At 65.4% G+C, this 3,587-nt stretch carries 2 protein-coding genes; both read right to left on the minus strand.

Going from position 1 to position 3,587, the window contains the following annotated elements; genetic code table 11:
* Nucleotides 1-379: 379 nt before the first annotated feature.
* A complete protein-coding gene (locus tag Acor_RS41855; protein ID WP_155342304.1) occupies nucleotides 380-2,884 on the minus strand; it encodes an ATP-dependent Clp protease ATP-binding subunit in 2,505 nt (834 codons plus the stop codon).
* A 273-nt stretch (nucleotides 2,885-3,157) separates the two neighbouring features.
* Nucleotides 3,158-3,499: a histone-like nucleoid-structuring protein Lsr2 gene (locus Acor_RS41860; protein WP_155342305.1), complete on the minus strand. Its 342-nt coding sequence runs from the start codon at nucleotides 3,497-3,499 to the stop codon at nucleotides 3,158-3,160.
* Nucleotides 3,500-3,587 lie beyond the last annotated feature (88 nt).

Consider the following 3,587-nt stretch of genomic DNA (forward strand, 5'->3'; position numbering starts at 1 on the left):
CCCTTTGTTCCACGCGGGCCTCCGCCCGCCCCCGATGTCGGCCTGGCGGACATCCGGCTTCGCCATGGTGGCGTGGGAATCCGGCTTCGCCGTATGCCCGGGAACCCCGCTTAGCCGTGTGATAGCGGGAATCCCGCTTCACCACCGAGCTCCGCCGATGCTTCACCATGTGCGCTTACCGCCACCTTTATGCGCACTCCTTCACCCACCTCGCGCGATCACCCGCGATTAGCAGCCTTCCTTACCGGATTCCATATACAGCCCCCGCACTCCGGCCCTCCGCCCGCGACAATTGAACCGCTCCACCCCGTGACGCGCCAAGCGCCCTCCGCCATAGGTCTGGCGGAGGGCGCTTTAGCGGTTCAATTTGGGGCTGGCGCTACTTTTGGATCGTCTCCACGATCGACGCGGCGGAGTCGGGCACCACGGGCGCCTTGTTTTCGCCGACGAAGGTGAAGATGGCTGCCTCGCCTTCGCCTTCGATGTCGATTTTGACGATCTGGCCGGGGCGGAGTTCCCCGTACAGGATTTTCTCGGAGAGTGAGTCCTCGAGTTCCCGCTGGATGGTCCGACGCAGCGGGCGGGCGCCCAGGACGGGGTCGTAGCCCCGGTCCGCCAGGAGCTTCTTGGCGGCGGGGGTCAGGTCCAGGCCCATGTCGCGGTCCTTGAGGCGGGCGTCCACCTGGTCCAGCATCAGGTCGACGATCTTGATGATCTCGCCCATGGTGAGCTGGTGGAAGACGACCGTGTCGTCGACGCGGTTGAGGAACTCGGGGCGGAAGTGCTGCTTGAGCTCTTCCTGGACCTTCGACTTCATCCGGTCGTAGTTGCCCTCGACGTCGTTGTTCTTCGCGAACCCGACCCCGATGCCCTTGGAGATGTCCCGGGTGCCGAGGTTGGTCGTCATGATGATGACGGTGTTCTTGAAGTCGACCACCCGGCCCTGGGCGTCGGTCAGGCGACCGTCCTCCAGGATCTGGAGCAGCGAGTTGAAGATGTCGGGGTGGGCCTTCTCGATCTCGTCGAACAGGACCACGGAGAACGGCTTGCGCCGCACCTTCTCGGTGAGCTGGCCGCCCTCCTCGTAACCGACGTAGCCGGGCGGGGAGCCGAACAGCCTGGAGACGGTGTGCTTCTCCATGAACTCCGACATGTCCAGCATGATCAGCGCGTCCTCGTCCCCGAACAGGAACTCGGCCAGCGCCTTGGAGAGCTCGGTCTTACCGACACCGGACGGACCGGCGAAGATGAACGAGCCGCCGGGGCGGCGCGGGTCCTTCAGACCGGCGCGGGTGCGGCGGATCGAGCGGGACAGGCCCTTGATGGCGTCGTCCTGGCCGATGATCCGCTTGTGCAGCTCGTCTTCCATCCGGAGCAGTCGCTGGGACTCCTCCTCGGTGAGCTTGAAGACCGGGATGCCGGTGGCGGTCGCGAGCACCTCGGCGATGAGCTCCTCGGTGACCTCGGCCACGACGTCCATGTCGCCGGCCTTCCACTCCTTCTCCCGGCGCTCCCGCTTGATCTGGAGCTGCTTCTCCTGGTCGCGCAGCGCGGCGGCCTTCTCGAAGTCCTGCGCGTCGATCGCGGACTCCTTGTCCCGCCGGACGTTCGCGATCTTCTCGTCGTACTCGCGCAGGTCCGGCGGTGCGGTCATCCGGCGGATGCGCATCCGGGAGCCGGCCTCGTCGATGAGGTCGATCGCCTTGTCGGGCAGGAACCTGTCGCTGATGTACCGGTCGGCCAGCTGGGCCGCGGCCACCAGGGCGCCGTCGGTGATGGAGACGCGGTGGTGCGCCTCATACCGGTCGCGCAGGCCCTTGAGGATCTCGATGGTGTGCGACAGCGACGGCTCGGCCACCTGGATGGGCTGGAACCGGCGCTCCAGCGCCGCGTCCTTCTCCAGGTGCTTGCGGTACTCGTCGAGCGTGGTCGCGCCGATGGTCTGCAGTTCGCCGCGGGCCAGCATCGGCTTGAGGATGCTGGCGGCGTCGATCGCGCCCTCGGCGGCGCCCGCGCCGACGAGCGTGTGCAGCTCGTCGATGAACAGGATGATGTCGCCGCGGGTACGGATCTCCTTGAGCACCTTCTTCAGGCGCTCCTCGAAGTCGCCTCGGTAGCGGGAACCCGCCACCAGCGCGCCCAGGTCAAGCGTGTAGAGCTGCTTGTCCTTGAGCGTCTCAGGCACCTCGCCCTTGACGATCTTCTGGGACAGGCCTTCCACGACGGCGGTCTTGCCGACGCCGGGCTCGCCCACCAGCACGGGGTTGTTCTTGGTACGGCGGGACAGCACCTGCATGACCCGCTCGATTTCCTTCTCCCGGCCGATCACCGGGTCCAGCTTGCCCTCCCGGGCCGCCTGGGTCAGGTTGCGGCCAAACTGGTCAAGCACCAGCGAAGTGGACGGCGCGGCCTCCTGGGGGCCACCCGCCGCCGCCGGCTCCTTGCCCTGGTAACCGTGCAGCAACTGAATGACCTGCTGCCGCACCCGGTTCAGGTCCGCGCCCAGTTTCACCAGCACCTGGGCCGCCACACCCTCACCCTCGCGGATGAGGCCGAGCAGAATGTGCTCGGTCCCGATGTAGTTGTGACCCAACTGCAGGGCTTCACGGAGCGACAGCTCAAGGACCTTCTTGGCCCGTGGGGTGAAGGGAATGTGCCCCGACGGCGCCGACTGGCCCTGGCCGATGATCTCCTCGACCTGCTGGCGCACACCTTCAAGACTGATGCCCAGGCTCTCCAGAGCCTTGGCGGCAACGCCTTCACCTTCATGGATCAAGCCAAGAAGAATGTGCTCAGTACCGATGTAGTTGTGGTTGAGCATCCGGGCCTCTTCTTGGGCCAGGACGACAACCCGACGCGCACGGTCGGTGAACCTTTCGAACATCTCGTCGCTCCTCACAGAGCGGTCGGACGCGCCCGGATGCTCCGGCCCCGTCGTTCCGCATGCCAGCTCTGGCCCGGTGACCGCTTCTATGAGAGAAGACGTTCCCCGAGCGCAGGGCGTTCACCCTCCATCCAACTACCGATCGGGGGCTAGGTGTTCCCGATACGCCGCAAGCGAACGACGTTTATTACCCGATAACGAGATCATGCGGTCATGCCAGCCGTCAGAGAACCGGCGACCGGCATAACCGCACGATCAAGAAGTAGCGGCGACTTAGTGCGCCAGGTCGTAGGCCTCGACGATCGAGGCGGCAATCCGGCCGCGCTCGCTCACCGGGTGGTTGTTCGCCTTGGCCCAGGCGCGGATCTCCGCGCTCTTCTCCCGGGTCATGGCCCGCTGGGTCCCACCGCTTCCACGACGACGGCCTCGTGCTGACCCGCTTTCGCCCTTGCGGGCGCTGGAGACGAAAGGCGCCAGGGCTTCCCGAAGCTTCTTGGCGTTGCTGTCGCTCAGGTCAATCTCATATGGCAGGCCGTCAATCGCGAAGGTGACCGTCTCATTGGCCTCGCCACCATCGAGGTCGTCGATGAGAATCACCTGCGTGTGCTTGGCCATCCGGCAATCCTTTCGCAGAGCATAGTTTGATTCGTCAGCCAAACATATACCCAGTTACCCCGGATGACAATTCGCGCTCACGGTATTC

It is taken from the genome of Acrocarpospora corrugata, assembly GCF_009687845.1.
In the GTDB taxonomy this organism is placed as follows: Bacteria; Actinomycetota; Actinomycetes; order Streptosporangiales; family Streptosporangiaceae; genus Acrocarpospora; species Acrocarpospora corrugata.

Excerpts from the sequence above, each read along its gene's own strand:
- Acor_RS41855 (WP_155342304.1), bottom strand. The coding sequence starts at position 2,884 with ATGTTCGAAAGGTTCACCGACCGTGCGCGTCGGGTTGTCGTCCTGGCC.
- Acor_RS41860 (WP_155342305.1), bottom strand. The coding sequence starts at position 3,499 with ATGGCCAAGCACACGCAGGTGATTCTCATCGACGACCTCGATGGTGGC.